20 protein-coding genes and 2 pseudogenes are annotated in these 20316 nt (G+C 43.5%); all 22 read right to left on the minus strand.

The features are described from left to right. A pseudogene (locus tag BACCELL_RS26860) lies at positions 1 to 233 on the minus strand (outer membrane lipoprotein carrier protein LolA); the annotation flags it as partial. Positions 234 to 240: 7 nt separating this feature from the next. Then, entirely contained in the window at positions 241 to 909 is a 669-nt protein-coding gene (locus BACCELL_RS13215) for a polysaccharide deacetylase family protein (protein WP_007212323.1), read from the minus strand. Continuing rightward, positions 906 to 1862, minus strand: coding sequence for a beta-ketoacyl synthase chain length factor (locus BACCELL_RS13220; protein ID WP_044154002.1), 957 nt, complete (start codon positions 1860 to 1862; stop codon positions 906 to 908). Before BACCELL_RS13220 ends, BACCELL_RS13215 begins: the two co-directional genes overlap by 4 nt. Next, positions 1862 to 3052, minus strand: coding sequence for a beta-ketoacyl-[acyl-carrier-protein] synthase family protein (locus BACCELL_RS13225; protein ID WP_007212325.1), 1191 nt, complete (start codon positions 3050 to 3052; stop codon positions 1862 to 1864). The genes BACCELL_RS13220 and BACCELL_RS13225 overlap by 1 nt, the downstream gene beginning before the upstream one ends. Then, entirely contained in the window at positions 3049 to 3309 is a 261-nt protein-coding gene (locus tag BACCELL_RS13230) for a phosphopantetheine-binding protein (RefSeq protein ID WP_007212326.1), read from the minus strand. The genes BACCELL_RS13225 and BACCELL_RS13230 overlap by 4 nt, the downstream gene beginning before the upstream one ends. Before the next feature lies 1 nt (position 3310). Beyond that, positions 3311 to 5035, minus strand: coding sequence for a beta-ketoacyl synthase N-terminal-like domain-containing protein (locus BACCELL_RS13235; protein ID WP_007212327.1), 1725 nt, complete (start codon positions 5033 to 5035; stop codon positions 3311 to 3313). Continuing rightward, positions 5020 to 5463 carry an acyl-CoA thioesterase gene (locus BACCELL_RS13240; RefSeq protein ID WP_007212328.1) on the minus strand — a complete coding sequence of 148 codons (444 nt, stop codon included), beginning with the start codon at positions 5461 to 5463 and terminating at the stop codon, positions 5020 to 5022. The genes BACCELL_RS13235 and BACCELL_RS13240 overlap by 16 nt, the downstream gene beginning before the upstream one ends. Then, a complete protein-coding gene (locus BACCELL_RS13245) occupies positions 5460 to 5894 on the minus strand; it encodes a hotdog family protein (RefSeq protein ID WP_007212329.1) in 435 nt (144 codons plus the stop codon). Before BACCELL_RS13245 ends, BACCELL_RS13240 begins: the two co-directional genes overlap by 4 nt. Continuing rightward, complete coding sequence (locus BACCELL_RS13250; protein WP_007212330.1) at positions 5891 to 6976, minus strand: FlxJ family methyltransferase; 1086 nt, start codon at positions 6974 to 6976, stop codon at positions 5891 to 5893. Before BACCELL_RS13250 ends, BACCELL_RS13245 begins: the two co-directional genes overlap by 4 nt. A gap of 15 nt (positions 6977 to 6991) precedes the next feature. After that, a complete protein-coding gene (locus BACCELL_RS13255) occupies positions 6992 to 7876 on the minus strand; it encodes a lysophospholipid acyltransferase family protein (RefSeq protein ID WP_007212331.1) in 885 nt (294 codons plus the stop codon). 5 nt (positions 7877 to 7881) lie between these two features. After that, positions 7882 to 8139 (minus strand): acyl carrier protein, encoded by a 258-nt coding sequence (locus BACCELL_RS13260; RefSeq protein ID WP_007212332.1) that lies wholly within the window; start codon positions 8137 to 8139, stop codon positions 7882 to 7884. 7 nt (positions 8140 to 8146) lie between these two features. Further along, the gene (locus tag BACCELL_RS13265; protein WP_007212333.1) at positions 8147 to 9367 is read right to left on the minus strand and encodes a beta-ketoacyl-[acyl-carrier-protein] synthase family protein; all 1221 of its coding nucleotides are present in this window, start codon (positions 9365 to 9367) and stop codon (positions 8147 to 8149) included. Then, on the minus strand, positions 9364 to 10092 hold the full coding sequence (gene flxB / locus BACCELL_RS13270) for a flexirubin biosynthesis SDR family reductase FlxB (protein ID WP_007212334.1): 729 nt from the start codon (positions 10090 to 10092) through the stop codon (positions 9364 to 9366). Before flxB ends, BACCELL_RS13265 begins: the two co-directional genes overlap by 4 nt. After that, on the minus strand, positions 10093 to 11622 hold the full coding sequence (flxA, locus tag BACCELL_RS13275; RefSeq protein WP_192914506.1) for a flexirubin biosynthesis tyrosine ammonia-lyase FlxA: 1530 nt from the start codon (positions 11620 to 11622) through the stop codon (positions 10093 to 10095). 123 nt (positions 11623 to 11745) lie between these two features. Continuing rightward, complete coding sequence (locus tag BACCELL_RS13280) at positions 11746 to 12138, minus strand: bactofilin family protein (RefSeq protein ID WP_007212336.1); 393 nt, start codon at positions 12136 to 12138, stop codon at positions 11746 to 11748. 44 nt (positions 12139 to 12182) lie between these two features. After that, the gene (locus BACCELL_RS13285) at positions 12183 to 12764 is read right to left on the minus strand and encodes a hypothetical protein (RefSeq protein ID WP_007212337.1); all 582 of its coding nucleotides are present in this window, start codon (positions 12762 to 12764) and stop codon (positions 12183 to 12185) included. Positions 12765 to 12769: 5 nt separating this feature from the next. Continuing rightward, positions 12770 to 15028 (minus strand): RelA/SpoT family protein, encoded by a 2259-nt coding sequence (locus BACCELL_RS13290; RefSeq protein ID WP_026367649.1) that lies wholly within the window; start codon positions 15026 to 15028, stop codon positions 12770 to 12772. Positions 15029 to 15097: 69 nt separating this feature from the next. Beyond that, positions 15098 to 16405, minus strand: coding sequence for a lytic transglycosylase domain-containing protein (locus BACCELL_RS13295; RefSeq protein WP_007212339.1), 1308 nt, complete (start codon positions 16403 to 16405; stop codon positions 15098 to 15100). 34 nt (positions 16406 to 16439) lie between these two features. After that, positions 16440 to 17285, minus strand: a complete 846-nt coding sequence (locus tag BACCELL_RS13300; protein WP_007212340.1) for a DUF5683 domain-containing protein — start codon at positions 17283 to 17285, stop codon at positions 16440 to 16442. Beyond that, positions 17286 to 18173: a ParB/RepB/Spo0J family partition protein gene (locus tag BACCELL_RS13305; RefSeq protein WP_007212341.1), complete on the minus strand. Its 888-nt coding sequence runs from the start codon at positions 18171 to 18173 to the stop codon at positions 17286 to 17288. Positions 18174 to 18190: 17 nt separating this feature from the next. Further along, positions 18191 to 18956: pseudogene (locus BACCELL_RS13310) on the minus strand (ParA family protein). 377 nt (positions 18957 to 19333) lie between these two features. Then, positions 19334 to 19843, minus strand: coding sequence for an HU family DNA-binding protein (locus BACCELL_RS13315; RefSeq protein ID WP_007212343.1), 510 nt, complete (start codon positions 19841 to 19843; stop codon positions 19334 to 19336). Between the last annotated feature and the right edge of the window lie 473 nt (positions 19844 to 20316).

Consider the following 20316-nt stretch of genomic DNA (forward strand, 5'->3'; position numbering starts at 1 on the left):
ATACGTATTTTGCCACTCTTTTGGTAATAGAACTTTCCTTTGGAGGTTACCTTCTCATCCAGAATATCCAGGTACTTCACTTGTGTAAAGTCACTTTCAATGGACTGCATGGTTTGTGCTTCCTTTGCCAGACGGTTTTCAAAATCCTGGGTATGGATTAGTTTCTTCATTGTCTGGGCATGGGTATAGGAAATACCCAATATGATTGATAATATTATTAGTATGGTTCTCATAATGCTTTTATAACATGCTGTCCAGACGGACAACTGTATATCCCTGTTCTTTAATTAAGTTAAGTATCTCTTTTAATAACAGGTCACTGTCCGGCATCCGATCGTGTAGAAGGATGATAGAACCGGGGCGTAACCTTTTCTGAATACGCTTCAAAACTTTCTCTTTGGAAGGTTGCAGTGTATCGAGTGTTCTGATATTCCAGCCAACAGGAGTGTATCCCAATATGCGGACAGCTTTTGCTATAGTAGGATTCGTGACCCCAAACGGTGGGCGGAATAACTTGATTTTCTGCGAAGTTACTCGTTCTAATGCAAACTGGCAAGCTTGCAAGTCTTTTTTCATCCGCGACAGGCTGTACAAGGGAAAATGATTGGTATGGGTAAAAGAATGATTACCAATCAGATGTCCTTCGTTGATGATTTGCCGGATCAACTCCTCATTCTCTTCTACTTTGTGACCGATGCAGAAGAAACAAGCCGGTATTTGTTGTTCTTTGAGTACTTGCAATACTTTGGGAGTTTGTACCGGGTCCGGTCCATCATCAAAGGTGATAGCTACAATTTTATCTTCAGTCTGTTTCTTGCAAAATACCTTGAGATAGATGTTAGAACGGATGTTGCAAGATGCGTAGACGAGAAAGATAATCAGTAATGTGATCAGGATTTCTACTATCATTGTTTTTTCCGGATTAAAATAAATGAATGGTTAATGGAGTGATAATGATTATATATCAGAACTGTCTGTCCCGGATTTAGATTCTCTTCAAAAGTTTTAGCCACTTTCCATAAAGCAAAGGAAGATGCTGTAGGATATTCACCACATTCATTTTTAAAGGTGGTATATGTTGCTGTGGGAAACAGGTTGTTTTCTAAATCAGTATACAGGGTATCTTCTTTCAGGTTTCCATTCTTACCGGTAACAAACCAATCGATTTGTCCGGCTGTTAATCGGTTACTTTGCAAAAAGCGATGAATCTTTTCAGCTACTTCCTGTGTACTGCTCGCATGAATAAAAGTTGATATACCGGTAAGTTCTGCTAATGTGGATTCGGTGGCTTCTCGTCCCAATAGGAAGAACTGGGCACCTTCGCCTGCTTGTATGCTCCTTAGCAGTCCCAGGCGTTGTTGTATGGTGTGACTGTTAGGGGTAATCTCATCAATAGCTCCTACGAGGACATTTTCATCACCTTCCCAGATTCTCATCATACCGTCCAATAGTGCACTTTCGAAACTCAATCCCCGGTGCACATACGTCATGTTGTAAGCATGTATCTGGCGGAGTAATGCTATTTGGGCTCCGATGGTATTGAAGGTTGACTGGATAAAGGGTGTTGGGTTCAGTAGTTGTTCTTCATTCTCAATGATTGTATTCAGGAACTTCTCTGTATCTGCCAGGCATCCGAGTCCGGTTGCAGTGATGATCGCATGTACTTTTTCGGAAGGTAGGGTACTGATACATTCCAGTCCGCAGGCAACTCCCATTTTGATGATCCGGCTCATACGCCTCCGTAGTGCGGCATTGGTGATAATACTCTTGTAATCCGGTTCGTTAGCGGATAAATAAGGGGATTCTCCGGAAGCAGTATCCGCGTGAATAGAAGCAATATGATTGATATAGACAGGTTGCATCATTTCTCTTTTAATGTGGAAAACAGAATCGAAGAATCATTTCCACCGAATCCAAAAGAATTCGATAGTACATTACGAATGGGTAGTCCCTCGCGGAATGAGGTTTCGGGCATCAACATGTTTTCTTCTATAGGTTCTTTGAAGTTCAGATTGGGATAGATGAAACCATGATATACGGAGAGAACAGAATAAACCGCTTCAATTCCTTCCGAAGCCCCTAATGTATGACCGATAAACGCTTTGACAGAACTGAACGGAGGAATTTTATCACCAAAAATCCGTCGGATAGCAAGTCCTTCTGAAAGATCATTACTTGGAGTTCCTGTGCCATGTACATTGATATAATCAATCTCTTCGGGAGGAATTTCACTCTTTGCTATGGCTTCTGTCATAGACCAGAATGGTCCGTTTCCTTCGGGTGAACTGCCGGTTTGATGAAAAGCTTCATTCACATTCGAATATCCGCTTAATAAGCAATAAGGCTCTTTCCGGAGTAATTTCTCTGATTGAAGGACAATATATCCGGCTCCTTCTCCTAAGTTGAGGCCTGTACGGGATGCGTCAAAAGGACGGCAGTGTTCCTTATCCAAAATCATAAGTGAGTTGAAGCCGTTGAGGGTAAACTTGCACAAGGCGTCCGTACCTCCTACAATGGCAGCGTCCAGTTGGCCATTCCTGATCATGCGGGCTCCTAACATGATAGCATTAGCTGCTGATGAACAGGCTGTACTGATAGTGGTTACAAAGTCATTTACTTTCAGATAATCCGCTATCATTTCAGTACTTGCACCGCAGTCATGAGAGATGACTTCCCGTAATCTTCCTTTTCTATTGTCCTTTTTAAAGGCATTGTAGAAATGTTCACTCAAATCCATACCACCTACAGAGGTGGAAGAAATGAGACCTACACGCAAAGTATTCAAATCTAACCGGGCGTCATCGACTGCTTCCCGGGCAGCTAACATACCTAATAAGGCTGTCCGGGAAAACGTTTTTTGTATATCTAAAGAGAGTAACCGTTTTAGTTCTTCATTGCTGTATTTTACCTCTGATACGGGTACATCCAGTTCCGTAGGGAAAAGGGTTACTTTCCCCATACCATGCTGATGTTTCCTGAGTGAAGCTATATTTTCTGCAACACCCAGACCAATACCTGAAACAACACCTAAACCGGTTACATATATCTTCATTGTTTCTGATTTTCAGAGATATAGTTAGCTAATGTACGTATTGAGTAGAAAATCTGTTTCCCTTCTGCAGGATTCTTTATTTTGATTCCATAGTTACGCTCTAAAATAAGAATAATCTCAAGTGCGTCAATAGAATCGAGTCCTAAACCACCGTCACCAAACAGAGGTTCATCAGGATTAATCTCTTCGGGTGTGACTTCTTCAAGATTCAGTTCTTCTATTAATTCTCTTTTTAGTTTTTCTATTAATTCTTCCATATCAATGTTGTACTTCTATTAGTTTAAAATCAGCTTTATACTCTTCCATTAAAAGGTTGCACCATCCGGTGATGCAAGCTTTTAAATTACCTTTCTTCATTACAATTCGTGCATATTCTTCCAGTTTATCCGCATCGAATTCTTTTTCTATGAAGAAAGTATTTTCTCCTTGTATCTTATGACGGATACATATCTCACCAGCTACAACGTTAGGCAGAGTGTATACAAATACCGTCGGACTGGCTGCATGGTCACCTTCCTGATTGATAATCATCTGATGACGAATATCCGTATTCAGTGAGGCGGCAGCATTAACCAGCAATATCCCTATTTCTTCCGGTTGAAAGTTTTTCTCCTTCAACAGATATTCAACAGCAGTATATCCCAGTTTGCAAAGGTCGTCCATTTTGTAGAATTTCATGTTACTTCCACCTGTATTTTTATATGCTTCACGGATAAACTGCGCAAAGTTTGGGGCAGATGATGAAAAAACGGTCTCTCCATTCATACTTAAACAGCTATTCTCAATGGAAACAGTTGCGGTCGTATGAACTGTCACCGATGATTGCACTCTTGAGGGCTGTTTCTGATATGCGGGAAGTGTCAATACGATAGCAGCATTACAACCTCCGAAACCGGATGCTGTTTTGATACAATGTTTCATGGGTATTTCCTGATGGTCAGCTTGCACCAGAATAGGCATGCTGACACCGGGCTTTTCATAGCCTAATGTACCGAATAGTACGTTTTCCTTTAGTTCGTGAATACAGATAATAGATTCAATCACTCCCGATGCCCCTAAAGTATGACCGAAATAAGATTTCAAACTATGAACCGGAACGGTTTCCAATCCGGCTAAATGAATAGCTTTCGATTCCATTTCATCGTTATAGACAGTAGCCGTTCCATGTGTATTCATGAAACTAACGTCTTCGGCAAGGACTGCGGCTTCTTTCATGGCCTGCCGTATGGCGAAGTAAAGTCCGTCTCCTGTACGTGACGGGCCTGAAATATGATTGGCATCGTTGCTAATGGCTCCTCCGGACAGGATGATATCCGTATCGTTTCCTTCCGAACTCAGCAGGATAGCACCACAAGCCTCTCCTAAATTGAGTCCGTCTCTCCGGGCATCATAAGGGCGGCATCTTTCGGTACTGATGGATCTGAAAGATAGAAATCCGCTGGTAATGAAGTGGGAGAGGATATCACCTCCCGCTACTATGACTTTTTTGTATCTGCCGGATTCGATCCACCGCTTTGCTACAATCAGAGCGGATACTCCTGATATGCAGGCATTAGAAATAACTTCTACCCGGTTGCCAGCCTGAAAATATTCGCTTATTCTTCTTCCCATTTCCCATAGATGAACTCTGATATCAGGGGTGTCGGGATGATTGGTCAACAGGTCGATATTACCTTTAGTAGTGGATAGGATGAGGCCACAATCTTCATCCGCAAGATTCATTTCGGAATGGGACAGAATATCCTGAATGGCAAGTATGAATAGTTGTTCCAGACGTGTGTACGTACCCAAATTCTTTGCTCTTTCCCATTGTTCCGGTTGAATCGTGGCAGCTAATATAGAGGTATCAGATATGATTCCTGCTTCATGCCTGGTGATTCCGCTTCGATATTCCCGGATTGCTTTTATATTCTCCCGGGTATTTGCTCCTAAGGAACTGATCAGAGTATCAGCTGTGATATATACAGTTATAGGATGTTCCATTTCTTTTTCCACTCCTGATAAAAAGCCGGAGTTGCTAACTCCAGCTCCCTGTTAGTATTTAGAAAAACCTGAGTTGTACTTCCGGTGGCAACGATATTGTTGTCTGTAGCCCGGTATAGTACATATTCGAATTTAATCTTGGCAGCTTCACAAGAAATGTATCGGGTTTCAATGATAACTTCTTCACCGAAGGATAAGGATTGCTTAAATTGGCAGTTTAATTCAACGATGGGTACCATATATCCTTCACTGTAGATATCCATATATCCTAAGCCATAATGTTTTCCGAAAGACTCCCTTCCATCTTCAAAATAGCGTACATATTCACCATGCCATACGATTTGCATGGAGTCTATTTCACAGAAACGTACCTTTATTGTGGTGCGGTCAATGAGTGCAGGTGTATGCAGATTCGTTTTTTGCCTCATTTCTTATCTAAAAATATTTTCATCCGGCATTCTGCAATCACTCCTTCCGTAGTGCTTACACAAGCAGATACCAAAGTAATGTCGAATACTTCCTGAATAACCGTAATTTCAGTGGATAATTCCTGTCCTGTCTCCGGCAAACGGTGAAGGGTTAATTTATCTACCGAACCGATAAAGCCTAAGGGTACCGGTTCATTTTTCTGTAAATAGATATATCCGATCCGTGCCGCTGCCGATTGGGCTATGTGTTCAATAATACCTGCTTCCTGCAATTTGCCTTCCTGGCAGAAGATATTATCGTCAGTGACTGTGAGACCTGAATAGGAACAATCATCTTCAATGCCACAGAATGAATCTACCATAACGATTGGCGGTCGTTGTGGTATCAGGTTCAGGATTCCTTCACCGGATATGATAGGAGTTCTTTTCATTTCAGCTTACATTTTACAATACTGTGTCCCAATCCCAGGTTGTCATATATTTCCTCTATTTCCAACCCTGATTCTTGAATGCACCGTGCCATATCGTCGGAGTGATACATTTTGCTGTTACCATTTGCCATAGCAGTAAAGTATATACTGATCTGTGTCAGGCAGTAGGCAGCAGTTTCGAACTTCTGTCGGTCCCAGAATGTTTCCATAATGTAGAGTCGCCCTTCTGCAGACATGGACTGAGCAGCCCGTGAGAGTATACTGATAACTTCTTTCTCGGAAAAACAATCCAGAAACTGACTCATCCAGATCGCATCAAAACCTTTCGGGAAAGGTACATTTTCATCGAGAAGATTTACACCATGTCCATGAATACGCTCGTGGCCGGCCATTTTTTCCGTCTTTTGCTTCATCATTTCCAGTTGTTGAGGTAAATCCATAATGGTAACTTCTACTTTCTCGTTGTATTGCACACATTTGGTAGCCCATCTACCTGTATTGCCTCCTACATCAAGCAGAGTCCGGGGAGAGTGGCTGAATACGATTTCGAGTGCCTGGTCGAAAGAATTGTCCGAATAAAAATGGTCGAAGCCGAACCAGCTTTTCTGTGCCTGCCCGGGTAAGTCGGATAATCCCTCGTAAATAGTAGGCCAGTTTCCCAGTTCTTTCAAACCTTCGGGGCGGCCATTTAGCAAAGCTTCTTCCAGGTGGAACAGACCTTTGTAATTGACGTCCTGATTAAAATTCATGTTCACTTGTGCCATCTCATCGTTCAACAGGAACCATCCGGCCTTTGCCAGTATATATTGATCGTCTTTTACCAATACAGTACCTATGGTGAGGGAGGCTTCCAGTAGAACTTGTGCTGCATATCTGGATAATTCGGTTTTCTGGCTGATCTGTTCCAGTGACAGACCTTCCCGATTATCGGATAGCAGGCGGAAAATACCGAATTTCAGCATCAAGCGTGAGACCTGAAATACGACGGGGCCAAAAGCGATTTCCTGGGCCAATCGCTGTGCTTGCACAGCGGTGAATCGCTCTTTGGCATATCTCTTTTGTAATGAAGGGAATAGTTTCATTCTGTTGATTTTTGTTTATTCAGACGGCTTCCAGAAAGAATAATAGTTAAACCATTGTTCGGGATATTGGCCGATTATTTTTTCCAGAGCATTCACATATTGTTCCAATAATAATTGTTCTGCTCTTTTCTCTTTCGAACCGGACACTTGCTCAGCAAGTATAAAATGGAAATGATAGGTTTGTTTAGCCTCCCGCATGGCAAAGTAAAAGACTACCGGAACTTTCATCCGCGATGCCAATAGGAAAGGACCGATTGGAAAATGTGCTTCGTGTCCCATGAACTTGCAAGTCAGCAGTTTATCTGCATTCAGATAGCGGTCTCCTTGAAAACAGACATATTCCTTATGATCCAGTGCCTCTGTAATTTTAAATATATGTGCCAGATTATCTTCGTTGACCGGTATAATCTTGTAAGGTTGCTGCTGCCCGTTCTTTTTCAGTATTTCTTTAATCTTTTGATGTTCGGCATCGTACATCACCACATTCATTTTCTTGCTGTAGTCATTGAAAAAAGGAGTTCCGATTTCCCAATTGCCAACATGTGCACCGATCATGATTACTCCCTGATCTCCATCCAATACATTTAGAAACTCCTGATAGTGGTTGAACTTGAAATGATACTTGTCGATCATTCCATTTCCAATGGCTACCTTGTCTATAAGTATCTGTCCCAAACGATAATAGTTGTTCAGCAATAGTCCCACCGACTGTATGCGGTTCCGTTTTAAAATACGACGGGCATATTGCCAGATACTCTTTGTTGCTTTCGGAGCGAACGGAATAAAATAAAGAACAATCAGAGACAGAAAACCATAAGCGGCTTTTACACCACAATACCTGATCAGGTAAATAAAAAACAGGTATCCGGATACACCGCCACGGGTTTTACCTTTCCACATCTTGTTTATTCGTTTTTGTTTTCGGCCATACGTGTGATGACGAGATTATAGAAATCCTGGAACGTTTTGATTCCGACAAAATCTTGTCCGGTTACATTAAAACCGAAGTTCTTTTCAATCAACACTACCATATCTACCAAGTCCAGACTGTCTAACTCAAGGGTTTGCATGAGCGGAGCATCAGGCTGGATAAGATCGATATCTACTTCAAATTCCTCGGATAAGGTTTCTCTTATCTTTTCAATGATTTCTTCGTGGGTCATACTTATATTACTTTACTTTTTTAATAATTAATGTAGAATTGGTTCCTCCGAATCCGAATGAGTTTGAGAGGAATGTATCAAATTCCATATTTACTCGTTGGGCAGGGATATTAAGTTGGGCAGATGCTTCATCCGGCTCTTCGAAATTCAGATTGGGAGCAATGAAGTTATTTTGCATCATTAGAGTAGAATAGATTACTTCACTGGCACCTGCCATCCACATTTCGTGACCGGTCATAGACTTGGTGGACGTCACGTATGGGCGATGTCCTTCAAATACCTCTGCTATGGCTTTTGCTTCATTCAAATCACCTATTGGTGTAGAAGTGGCGTGCGCATTGATGTATTTAATTTCATCCAATGCGATTCCGGCATTCCGGATGGCCATTTCCAATGAACGCTTTGGCCCGTCTATATTAGGAACAGATATGTGATCTCCGTTGGATGAAAAACCGTAGCCGATAATTTCTGCCAGTATGGGGGCTCCTCGCTTAACAGCCGATTCATAACTTTCCAGTACCAGGCTGGCGCCACCTCCGCTGGGTACAAGCCCGTCCCTGCTTTTATCAAAAGGTCTGGATGCTTTCTGGGGTTCAGTTTCCCGATTGGAAAATGCACTTAACCCGTCGAAACTACCGACTGAGAATGGATTTACTTCCTGTGCGCCACCACAAAGAATGCAGTCCTGCAATCCCGATTTGATAAGCAGATATCCCATGCCAATGGCGTGGGAACCGCTTGCACAAGCACCGGAGATTGTGAAGTTTACTCCTCTGAGTTTAAAGATAACTGACAGGTTCATCGACACAGTTGAATTCATCGACTGGAAGATAGAACCGGAACCTACCAGAACGGTATTCTTCTTTTCCCGGATAATATCCACAGCATTAATAATCGGTGCAGTGCTACTATCATTTCCATAGAGCACCCCTACTTCGTTCGCTTCCAGGAATGCTTCATCGATACCTGCATTTTTGAAGGCTTCCACACTTGCCAGATAGGCATATTCTCCTTGTTCAGGCAGGCAGAGACGTTTTCGTCTGTCCAGCATCTTTTTGAGATCAGGACGCTCCAATAAGCCGGTCAGTGCGGACAGATATCCCATCTCTTTCCGTTGAGGATCGATGCCGATGCCTGATTTACCGTTATATAATGAGTCTGTTACTTCGCTCAGATTCTTGCCGATGCATGAGTAAATCCCCATTCCTGTAATGACAACTCTTCTCATGTATGCAGTCCTCCATTGATTGAAATAACCTCACCTGTAATATAAGAGGCATTGGGAGAGACTAAAAAACTTACGAGATCAGCCACTTCTTCCGGTTCGCCGAAGCGCCCGGCAGGGATCTGTTTTTTCCATTCGTTCTCGTTGATATCTTCGGTCATTTCCGTGCGGATGAATCCGGGCGCCACCGCATTGACGGTCACGTGCTTCTTTGCCACTTCCTGAGCTAATGCCTTGGTAGCAGCAATGACACCTCCTTTGGCGGCAGAATAATTGGTCTGCCCGGGCATGCCTTTGATCCCCGATAATGAGACGATGTTGACAATACGTCCGAAGCGTTTGACAAGCATGTTCTTAAGCAATGCCTGGGTGACATAAAAGAAGCCGTTCAGACTGGTGTTCAGTACCCCGCTCCATTCTGCTTCGGTCATCCAAAGCATCAGATTATCTTTGCGGATGCCTGCATTATTTATCAGCACCTCGATATATTCATCCGGATGTTGTTCGCTCCAGTTATTTAAAGCTTCGGATACTGCCTTTGGATCAGTAACATCGAACTTCAAGAGTTCTCCGTCGCCTCCTTTTTCACGAACTAATTGCAGTGTGTTTGCCGCTTCCTTATTGTTGCTTTGATAATTTATCAGCACGGTATATCCCATTGCTGCCAACTTGATGCTGACAGAACGTCCTATGCCCCGGCTTCCGCCTGTTATTAATGCGTATTTCATTTATAAATTGAATTTCTTATTTTTCAAGTATTCACTCATAGCCTCTATTTCCTTGTACTTGGGAGTATCCTGGGTAAATACAGGGAAAAATGCCCGGATCTCATTGTATACACAACGCGATTCCGTACTGAGCTTTTCCTGTATCTTTAAGTAATCTACAGCCTGTACGATACCCATAAACAGGATGCTCATAACCTGGAAAGAATTCTCTATGACTGTTTTGGCTATTAATGCAGAATTAGTTCCCATGCTTACAATATCCTGATTATCATTGTTGTTTGGGATACTGTGTATATACATGGGATTAGATAACGTCTGGCACTCAGCTGTTGTGGAAGTAGCTGTAAATTGTGAGGCTTGTAACCCATAATTCAATCCTAATACTCCCAGATTGACAAATGGAGGAAGTATTCCGTTGATGCGATCATGGAACAGATAGTTCAATTGGCGTTCACTTAGCATTGTCAGTTTCGTTATGGCTATTTTCAGTTTATCCATCTCAAAAGAGACGTAATCACCATGAAAGTTTCCGCCATGATATACATTTTGGGTTTCCGGATCAACAATCGGATTGTCGCAAGCTGAGTTGATTTCGTTTATCAATATTTCTTCTGTATTTATAAGGGTGTCATAAACCGGTCCCAATATTTGTGGAGTACATCTTAACGAGTAATAAGGCTGTACTTTATGTTCAAAAATCTTTTCTTCATGTTTCTGTCCGTACAGTTCATTCTCTCTCTTGAGAGTACATTTACTGTCGGACATCCAGACTCTCATCATTTCAGCTATCTTTTGCTGCCCTTTATGAAGTTTGGCATCATTTAGCGGCTGAGAAACAAAATCATCATACGATGCGGCAATTTCATTCATCATTACCGAGGCGCATACGGACCAGTTGAGCAATTGGCGGGCATAAATCAAGTTAACAATGCCAATGCCTGTCATAACAGAAGTGCCGTTTGTTACTGAAAGCCCTTCACGGATATGTATGGAGAAAGGTTTGAGATGATTCTTCTCAAGTACTTGGGCAGTGAGTTGTAGCTGCCCTTGATAGAACACTTCTCCTTCACCGATCAACGTCAACGCTATATGCGCCAATTGCACTAAATCGCCACTGGCACCTACACTGCCATGCTCCGGTATATACGGAAAAATATCCAGGTTAATGAACTTGACGAGTAGTTCGACCAGCTCTGTATGTATACCTGATTTCCCTTGAAGAAAGGTGAATAATCTGGCAATCATTGCTGCTTTTACATAAAGAGGAGGCAATGGTTTTCCCGCTCCGGTAGAGTGGCTCCTGATGATGTTGTATTGTAATTCCGTTAATGATTTATCTTCAATCCTATATTGAGCCATAGGACCGAACCCTGTGTTAATTCCGTAAATAATTTTATCACTGGAGAATTCCTTCAAGAAACGAAAACTCTTATCTACTTCTTGAATACATTCATCGGAAATAATTACTTTTTCATCATCAAACAGTAGCTTCTGGAGCGTTCCCAAATTTATATATTTGCCGACTATCATAGTATACTTCATTGATATAGACTGCAAAAATAGCTATTTTATATCAATAATAGATGTCTATGCAAAATAAAACTTTTTTCTGCAAGGTGGTTTTTGACGGACCTGAATATATTGTAAATAATGTTATTCAGTAACAGCTTCCAACAATTTTATCTCATGACTGGTATCATTCGTATTACAGCTTCCATTGAATTTAGCCTGTGATTCTATTTCCAATTTGGTGGTATAGATATTGCCCTGCATCACACAGTTGGCTTTCAGGGTGAGTTCTTCCTTCACGTATGCATCACCGATGATAGTTCCGTGAAGGCAAGCGTGTGTACAAGACAGGTTGCCGTGTATTTTTCCTTCCGGACCGATGACTATTTTTCCGGTACACCGGATATTTCCTTCTACAGTTCCGTCGATACGCATATCTCCATCGATGGAACAATCACCTTTAATTAAACTTTGACTGGAAAGCGTGGTTAATTTATTGCTTACCTTGTCATCTATTCCTTTTTTTGAGTTAAACATGTTAGTATGCTTTTATGGTTTCATATATTCGGAAATATTGTTTCTCACTCCTTCAGTGGGATAGTAATACTTTTGACGTAAGAGTCCGTTGGAATAATCTGCACAACCGAGCCTGTTAATAAGAATAAGGTATTTCCTACTTTTCCGATCGGCTTGCCGGATATATCTTCATTATCGTTATAGCGCACTGTTATGTCATCCTGCATTTTTACGGCTCGATATGTGTATATCCCATAAAAGAAAGAAAATAGAAAAATGTAAATGATGACAAGTGCTAAGTAAGTGATCCTCATTACCGGTTTATACCAGCTCTTCTCTGACATACCGAAGGAACTTTTTTTGTAAGAAACAGGAAAACGTTTTATCCAGATGCGGTCTGTGATAAAAGCGATAATCGGGATGATCGGTGATAATATCATAAACCAGATGATAGTCGGGTCTTCAAAAGGAGAGATCAGAAAGTCAAAAACTGAGGCGTATTGAAAGATATTGATACCGAAATGCTTGAACTTAAAGTAGTTGAATAACATTCCGATACACACCATGACGAGATAGCACAACGGCAGAATGCGCGGAAGTTCTGTGACTACCTGCTCGTATCTGCTTTTTACCGTCCTCTCTGCCATATTTCTTATCCTTCTACGCGGGTTACTTGTTTTATGTTTTGTATCTGTTTCAGATTATTACAGATGGTTTTTACATCATCCACATCATGCACGTACAATTGGATGTTTCCTTCAAAAATACCGTCTGTTGTTTCGATGGACAACTTACGGATATTTACATTCAGCTGACGTGAAATAACCTGCGTTACTTCGTTCAGCAATCCCATGGCATCTATACCTTTTATATATATATTCACCAGGAAGGAGAGTTCCTTATGGGTATCCCACTCTGTAGCCAGAATACGGTTTCCGTAACTGCTCTTCAAACGTGCGGCAACGGGACACTGGCGTTTGTGGATAATGATACGGTCGTTTTCGTCCATATATCCCAGTACATCGTCACCCGGAATGGGGTGGCAACATTCTGCCATGATATAATTCTTCTGAATATTCTCTTCCGTCAGTTTCAGGATTTGCTTCGTATTGATTTTCTCCTTTTCTTGCAGTGGTTTTTCTTCAATCGGTTCTTTGTTGTCCTTGTTACCGCCGAACGAGAAGGTGAGAAACTTCTTCCAGTTGGTTCCTTGTTTCTCTTTCAGGGCATTTTTATCCAGGTCGCCCAATACGATCTTTTTATTGCCGATGGCTATCAGAAACTCGTCCCGGTTTTTCATATTATGGGCTTTCACCAACTTGTCTATCAACAAGTCGTCCAATCGCAGTTCTTCTTTTTTGAAGAATTCGTTCAGAAGTGTTTCGCCTTCTTTCTGGCTGTTCCTTTGCTCTTTGCGCAGGATGGCGGCTATTTTGGCACGGGCACGGGCAGTAGTGGCAAATACTTCCCATTCCGGCTGTACGCGTTGTGATTTGGAAGTCAGAACTTCCACCTGGTCACCACTTTGAAGCTTGTGGCTCAGAGGGACAAGCTTATGGTTTACTTTTGCGCCGATACAGTGGCTACCGATGTCAGTGTGCAGGGAGAATGCAAAATCCAGTGCCGTAGAGTTCTGCGGCATAGTCTTAATTTCGCCTTTGGGGGTAAACACAAATATTTCCGATGCAAACAAGTTCAGCTTGATGGTATCGAGGAAGTCAATGGCATCCGGTTGAGGATCATCAAGTATTTCTTTGATGGTGCGCAGCCATTTATCCAATTCGCCTTCATCTTCGCTGCCTCCGCCATCTTTATATTTCCAGTGGGCGGCGAAACCTTGTTCGGCTACGTCATTCATCCGTTCACTGCGGATTTGTACTTCAATCCATTGCCCGTTGTTTCCCATAAGGGTGACGTGCAAGGCTTGGTAACCATTGGCTTTGGGATGACTCACCCAGTCGCGCAGACGGTCGGGGTGGGGTTTGTATATTTTAGAGATGGAGACATAGATATCAAAACAATCGTTCAGTTCTTCGTCCGCATTTCGTGGTTCAAAGATAATACGTACGGCAAGTAAGTCATAGATTTCTTCGAACGGTACATGTTTGGTCTGCATCTTGTTCCAGATGGAATAGATGGATTTAACACGCGCGAGAATACGGAATTTCAGCCCCATTTTGTCCAGCTGGGCACGTATCGGAGTAGTGAAATCATTGAATACTTTATCACGTTCGGTTGCTGTGGCTGCCAGTTTTTCTTCGATTTCCTGATACTCTTCAGGATGTTCGTACTTGAAACTCAGATTCTCCAGTTCTGTCTTTATCTTGTACAGTCCCAGGCGATTGGCGAGGGGAGCATAGATATACAATGTCTCGCCTGCAATTTTGAATTGCTTGTTGGGAAGCATCGAACCTAACGTGCGCATATTGTGCAGCCGGTCGGCTATCTTGATCAGAATTACGCGTATATCATCGGACATCGTCAGCAGCAACTTCTTGAAGTTCTCTGCCTGTGCCGAAGCGCGGTCACCGAAAATACCACCGGATATTTTGGTCAGCCCGTCTACAATCTGGGCGATCTTCGGGCCGAATATGTTTTCTATGTCTTCTACGGTATAATCCGTATCTTCTACCACATCGTGCAGCAAGGCAGCACAAATGGATGTAGAACCAAGACCTATTTCGTTGCATACAATTTGTGCCACAGCGAGGGGGTGCATAATGTAAGGTTCGCCCGAACGGCGTTTGATGCCCTTATGCGCCTGATTGGCAAAGTTGAATGCCTTTGTTATGATCTCAATACGCTTGCGGTGTTTGGTTGCCAAGTAGTCGTTTAACAGTTGCTGGAAAGCCTGTTCAATCATTTCTTCTTCGACTTTTTCTTTATCTTTCTGGCCCACATTCTCTTCCATATCCTGTTCTCCTTTCTTCAGTTGCTGCAAAAATAAGCAATTTTCAACATCACACAAGCATTTGTGCCTTTATTTATATATCTTCAATTGCTTTCCGGCAGAAATGTTGGTATTGCGCAATCCATTCCAACTCTGAAGTTGCTTGACGGTGACGCCATAACGACCTGCAATACCACCCAGTGTTTCGCCACTCCGTATCTTGTGGTAAGTCAGCTTCCCGTTGCCGGTTGTAGCGCGTCTTGCTGTAGAGCGGGTTTCGGGGATGGCTACAGTACGGCGGTTTTTGAATAATTCATTAGAACGGTGGGCGTAGATGGTGTCCTGGCTGTCGATAAATGTACTGATGTAATTCATTGGCAGGCGGAGGGTTTGCGCCTTGCTTTCACCGGGAATTATATTCTTTTTATATTGGGGATTAAGACTTTTGATCTCTTCCATACTCACGCTACAGATATCGGCAAGCTGTTCGAAATGTAAGTTTTTTGTTACCTGTACTGTATCTGTTGCGTCGGGAATGTTGGTTTCCATGGGGCAGATGTTGTGCTTGCAGTAGTAGGTCATCACATAGTTGGCGGCGATAAACGCGGGTACATATCCACGGGTTTCTTTCGGCAGGAAGTTATAGATTTCCCAATAATCCGTTTTCCCTCCGGCACGGCGGATGGCCTTGTTGATGGTGCCCGGGCCGCAGTTGTAAGCGGCAATCACCAGATTCCAGTCTTGGTAAATGGCATACAGATCCTTCAGATAGCGGGCGGCAGCCCAGGTGGCCTTGATTGGATCGCAGCGTTCGTCAACGAGACTGTTGCTTTCCAGACCATACATTTTTCCGGTAGCCAGCATGAACTGCCACAGTCCGCAAGCGCCTGCGCGTGAACGGGCGGAAGGGTTGAGAGCGGATTCGATAATGGGCAAGTATCTGAGTTCGAGCGGCAGTCCGTAGGTGTCGAGCGCTTCCTCAAAGATAGGCATGTAGAAATTGCAGGCGCTCAGCATGAACGATACGTTATTGCGTAAGCGTCCTGTGTACATATCTATGAATTTGCGTACAATTTCATTGTATGGCATTTCCATCACGGCAGGAATACGGCTGAGACGGTCGATGTAGACGGAGTCACTGAAAAATGGATTCTCAGTGGAAGTACTGCAATCTTTGCCTAAATCAATATAATTCTTTGCTTTCCAGTCGTTGAGCAGGCTGTCCAGCGGATAGGTCATACTTGGAGGAAGTTCGATGCTTTCCTTTCTTTCCGTTCCGTTGTCGCGGATAAGTACATCCACGCTTTCTTGCGCTTGCACCTGGAAGGTGAAGAGTGACAGACAAAACAGGAACGGAGTGGCGATAAGCTTCTTCATATTTACAGATTTATTCTTCATGTGTGATTATTCTTTGGTATGGCTTTATTCTCATTTAAAAACGGAAACTGCATTGCAGTCCGACGGATTTATTGGAGGTACCGCTGCTATATGGGTTGTTGATAACAGCCGGTTCTATTCTCATACTAAGGTCGGGCGTTATATCGAAATTAGATAATTCCGCATCTACATACGCATCGATGACTGATATCAGATAAACACCGATAAAAGCGAAGATACTCAGGTCGCGATATCGGCGGTATGTATCCTTTCGTTTTCGGAGCGTTTCTACTATTTGTGTCTGGGAAACCCTGTCGATGTATCCCGGGGGGAGCAGATCAGTGATACTGCTGGCATCCCAGTTGCCTTTGGAGGCGTCCTTGTACGCTTGCATGTAGTCTTTGTACATTTTCCCGTTCCAAGTCAGTGCATATGCACATCCGGCAAAGCCACCATATATAATAGGTAGTTTCCAGTATTTCCGGTTGTATATTTGTCCACCACCCGGAATTACCAGGGCGAGCCATGTCGCTTTGGTCGGATTGGGAATAAAAACTTTTTTATTGAGTTCCTTATTCAGACTGTCCGCAGGCGTATCGGGCACTTGCGGGGTGGGGGCGGAGGTCATCTCCAACAAACGCTTTTTGTTTTCGGCAGCAATGCTGTCGGCTACTGCGAGGCTATCAGCGGTTGAAACCCGTTGCAGAATAGGATCGCTTAGTGCATCCAGGCTATCCGGTACAATTTGCGGTATCTTCCGCAATGTGTCCGCAAGCTCTTTTTGCTGTCGTTTGGCAGCGGCACGCGGACGGCCCTGCCCATACATAGCAATCCCTGCCGTCTGCACGAGGCAAAGCAGCAGGGCGATACACCATTGATATGTTTTAGTTCCTTTCGTCATTTATTTTTTTAGAGTATCGAGTATGCCGATAATACGTTCTAAATCCTCTTCGTTATTGAACGGGATACTGATTTTACCTTTTCCTTTCTCCGAACAGGTCAGCTGCACTTTGGTACTGAAGAAACCGGATAGCTGTTGTTTCAGCATATTAAATTCTTCGGGCAACTTGGCTCGTTTGGGAGCTATTTTGCGTCCGCCGCTTTTCACGGTTTCGCCTTCGCTCAGAGATTTTACTAATTCTTCCACCTTGCGTACGGAGTATCCGTGCTCGATGATTTCTTCGAATATCTTCACTTGCAGCTTCGGATCAGCCAGAGTGACGAGTGCACGGGCATGCCCCATGTCAATCTGCTTGTTTTGTATGGCCATCTGAATAGGTGCAGGCAGCTTCAACAGGCGCAGGTAGTTCGCGATGGTAGTGCGCTTTTTACCTACACGTTCGCTGAGACGTTCCTGTGTCAGGCCGTATTGTTCCAACAGGTGCTGGTAGGCAAGAGCGATTTCCACAGAATTCAGGTCTTCGCGCTGTATGTTCTCGATAAGCGCCATTTCCATGACGTTTTCGTCGTCGGCGGTGCGGATATAGGCGGGGATGCTTGTCAGTCCGGCAAGTTGCGAGGCGCGGAAACGGCGTTCTCCGGCAATGATCTGATATTCATCGTCCGAGAGTTTACGCAAGGTGATGGGCTGAATGATACCTATTTCAGAGATTGAGTCGGCAAGTTCCTGAAGCGCCGTTTCGTCAAATTCATGACGTGGCTGATTCGGGTTGACGACAATCTTCGACAACTCTATTTCGTTGATGGAAGAAGAGCCTTCGGTCTGCACTTCGTCCATTGAAAGCAGAGCGTCGAGCCCGCGTCCTAATGCATTTCTTTTTTGTGCCATGGTTCTTCGTTTTTAAGTTAATTGTTGCGACTAATCAGTTCTTTGGCAAGTGCCATGTGGTTTTTTGGCTCCTGTGGAGTCTGCGTCATACAAGATGGTAGGCAGACCATAACTGGGGGCCTCGCTCAGTTTGACGTTGCGTTGCACCACGGTTTCGAACACCAGTTCCTGGAAGTGGCGTTTCACTTCATCGTAAATCTGGTTGGCCTGGCGCAGGCGTGAGTCGTACATGGTCAGCAGGAAACCTTCGATTTCGAGTGCCGGGTTCAGTTTCGACTTGATGATTTTGATTGTATTCAGCAATTTACTGATGCCTTCCAATGCAAAGTATTCCGCTTGTACGGGGATAATCACAGAGTCGGCTGCGGTCAGTGCGTTGATGGTAATCAGTCCCAGTGAGGGCGAGCAGTCTATCAAGATATAATCAAACTCTTCCTTCAGCGGGGCAAGTACTTCTTTCAATATCTTTTCCCTGTTTTTCAGATTGAGCATCTCTATCTCGGCGCCCACCAAGTTTATGTGTGAGGATATCACTTTCAGTGTATCAATCTCGGTGTCATGAATCGCTTCGCGGACATCAGCCCGGTCGATAATGCATTCGTAAATAGTGCATTCCGACTGCTTGATGTCGACACCCAAACCGGAAGAGGCGTTTGCCTGCGGGTCTGCGTCCACAACGAGCACTTTCTTTTCCAGGGTGGCGAGTGAGGCTGCGAGGTTAATCGTAGTCGTTGTTTTTCCTACACCACCTTTTTGATTTGCCAAAGCAATAATTTTTCCCATAATCTTAGTGTTTATTGGCAGCGAAATAAGTGATAATTCCGTATTGCGCCTACTAAAAAAGAGAAAGATTGCAAAATCTGTTGATAAGTCGCCTTTTTTGTTAATAACTCAAAGCCGTTTTATTTCATTTCGACCTGTTCCGGCACTTTTCGTTCTCTTGTTCAGCTTGCAAATATACGTAATTATCTTGAAATGAAATATCTTTTTTGTCTCGCTTGCAGAAGATTAAGATTTGTTTTAAGTGCCTGTCCGCATTTGGGATGTGGTTTGTGCGAATAATCATGCGTTCTGCACTTTCATCTCTTTCAGCGACTTTAGGCCGTTGTGTGTAAGGCGTTTAGGCTGAAATCTCCGGTCGGGGACGGCTTTCAGTGCTTTCAGCCTGTTACCGTATCAATATCCTTTGTTTCGTCTTCCGGCTTATTTGGAGTCTGTACCCGTTCGCGCTCCAGCGTTTCGGGACGTAGCATTTCGTGGGGGAAGTATTTGCTTAGCGGGTAACGGAAGAAATCCATGTTCTGGCGTAGTCTTCCTGTTAACATGCGATCTGGTTTGAAGTAGATGCGTGAAACTCGCACCTTGCCCGGCATCACGTCGTCGGGATGTTCGAATCCCTCGCTTGTTATGGCGAGGTTGAAGGAGCCAAGTCCTCTGATAGTGACGGACTCTCCCTCGCTGAGTGCTTCTTCGATATATTTGGGTAGGTCCACCAGTACGCTTTGCACGTCGCCCTCACCCATGCCTTTGCGACGGGCCATGCGTTGCGCCAACTTTTCGGTAGTTACTCCGCCACGTGGTTGCAGGGTACGTTGCACAGCGTAGTACAGTTGCTTCATTCCTTCCTTGGAGCGGAAGAGTTTCTTTCTTACTAAATAAATCATTCCCATATCCTTGTTCCTGTTGATTGATGTTGTTGTTGATATCTATGCTTTTCAATGTCAGTAGCATAGTACTTTAATGCCTGAAACTCATTTCCCTATGAACTGTAGCTCCCTTTGCTTTGCTGCGCAAGATGGCATCTTGTGTTGTTTAAGATGGTATCTTATACTGCACAAGATGCCATCTTGAACGGCAAAGGTAGCCATGCTTCAGTAGATATGCAAGCTTTTTGCGGGGGAAAGGTAAGGAATGTGTCTGTGATGGATAAGGGGATGCTTTGTGGTGCGGACGTTAAATAAGCGAAACTTCTCCTCCTTTTGCCACTTAAAGCGGGATGGTGAACGTGCCTCTTTATGTGGTGGGAGGCTTCTTCCGTTAGGGAGATTTTCTCCAGAAACATTACCAAGTTATTTTTTAAGTGTTACTTAGTTGTTTTTTTCGCCTACTACTATACTTCTCTTGGTCATCTTTTGTGCATTCG

The organism is Bacteroides cellulosilyticus DSM 14838, from assembly GCF_000158035.1.
GTDB lineage: Bacteria > Bacteroidota > Bacteroidia > Bacteroidales > Bacteroidaceae > Bacteroides > Bacteroides cellulosilyticus.

Bases quoted from the DNA above. Each gene is read 5' to 3' on its own strand.
- flxA (WP_192914506.1), bottom strand. From the start codon at position 11,622: ATGATAGTCGGCAAATATATAAATTTGGGAACGCTCCAGAAGCTACTG.
- BACCELL_RS13240 (WP_007212328.1), bottom strand. From the start codon at position 5,463: ATGAGGCAAAAAACGAATCTGCATACACCTGCACTCATTGACCGCACC.
- BACCELL_RS13255 (WP_007212331.1), bottom strand. From the start codon at position 7,876: ATGTGGAAAGGTAAAACCCGTGGCGGTGTATCCGGATACCTGTTTTTT.
- BACCELL_RS13285 (WP_007212337.1), bottom strand. From the start codon at position 12,764: ATGGCAGAGAGGACGGTAAAAAGCAGATACGAGCAGGTAGTCACAGAA.
- BACCELL_RS13280 (WP_007212336.1), bottom strand. From the start codon at position 12,138: ATGTTTAACTCAAAAAAAGGAATAGATGACAAGGTAAGCAATAAATTA.
- BACCELL_RS13215 (WP_007212323.1), bottom strand. From the start codon at position 909: ATGATAGTAGAAATCCTGATCACATTACTGATTATCTTTCTCGTCTAC.
- BACCELL_RS13250 (WP_007212330.1), bottom strand. From the start codon at position 6,976: ATGAAACTATTCCCTTCATTACAAAAGAGATATGCCAAAGAGCGATTC.
- BACCELL_RS13245 (WP_007212329.1), bottom strand. From the start codon at position 5,894: ATGAAAAGAACTCCTATCATATCCGGTGAAGGAATCCTGAACCTGATA.
- BACCELL_RS13225 (WP_007212325.1), bottom strand. From the start codon at position 3,052: ATGAAGATATATGTAACCGGTTTAGGTGTTGTTTCAGGTATTGGTCTG.
- BACCELL_RS13300 (WP_007212340.1), bottom strand. From the start codon at position 17,285: ATGACGAAAGGAACTAAAACATATCAATGGTGTATCGCCCTGCTGCTT.
- BACCELL_RS13305 (WP_007212341.1), bottom strand. From the start codon at position 18,173: ATGGCACAAAAAAGAAATGCATTAGGACGCGGGCTCGACGCTCTGCTT.
- BACCELL_RS13290 (WP_026367649.1), bottom strand. From the start codon at position 15,028: ATGGAAGAGAATGTGGGCCAGAAAGATAAAGAAAAAGTCGAAGAAGAA.
- BACCELL_RS13230 (WP_007212326.1), bottom strand. From the start codon at position 3,309: ATGGAAGAATTAATAGAAAAACTAAAAAGAGAATTAATAGAAGAACTG.
- flxB (WP_007212334.1), bottom strand. From the start codon at position 10,092: ATGAAATACGCATTAATAACAGGCGGAAGCCGGGGCATAGGACGTTCT.
- BACCELL_RS13295 (WP_007212339.1), bottom strand. From the start codon at position 16,405: ATGAAGAATAAATCTGTAAATATGAAGAAGCTTATCGCCACTCCGTTC.
- BACCELL_RS13220 (WP_044154002.1), bottom strand. From the start codon at position 1,862: ATGCAACCTGTCTATATCAATCATATTGCTTCTATTCACGCGGATACT.
- BACCELL_RS13235 (WP_007212327.1), bottom strand. From the start codon at position 5,035: ATGGAACATCCTATAACTGTATATATCACAGCTGATACTCTGATCAGT.
- BACCELL_RS13265 (WP_007212333.1), bottom strand. From the start codon at position 9,367: ATGAGAAGAGTTGTCATTACAGGAATGGGGATTTACTCATGCATCGGC.
- BACCELL_RS13315 (WP_007212343.1), bottom strand. From the start codon at position 19,843: ATGGGAATGATTTATTTAGTAAGAAAGAAACTCTTCCGCTCCAAGGAA.
- BACCELL_RS13260 (WP_007212332.1), bottom strand. From the start codon at position 8,139: ATGACCCACGAAGAAATCATTGAAAAGATAAGAGAAACCTTATCCGAG.